Source organism: Lyngbya sp. CCY1209 (assembly GCF_055795065.1).
Genome location: NZ_JAYFER010000023.1, coordinates 1 through 278, shown reverse-complemented (window position 1 = coordinate 278; position 278 = coordinate 1). Strand labels below are relative to the sequence as shown.

1 pseudogene is annotated in these 278 nt (G+C 46.4%); it reads left to right on the top strand.

What is annotated here, in order from left to right:
• Positions 1-85: 85 nt before the first annotated feature.
• Positions 86-278: pseudogene (locus AC0QHF_RS00115) on the top strand (group II intron reverse transcriptase/maturase); the annotation flags it as partial.

Sequence of the window (278 nt, the reverse complement as noted above, 5' to 3'; positions counted from 1 at the left end):
ACTCTGGCAACAACTACGGGCATGGGTAGTGTCACGATGCGGAAACGCCAAATACAAAACGCTCAGAAAATACTACCAAACAGGAATGGCAAAACTGAGCAACGGGGATGAAAAGAAGGATAAGTGGATATTCCAAACCAAGGAAGGTCTACGACTCCAAAAACACTCTTGGACTCCCATTGTCTACCACATTCTGGTTAAACCGAACGCATCGACGTATGATGGAAATTGGGTCTATTGGGCAGCAAGGAGAGGGAAATCAGCAGAAATCCCGAACC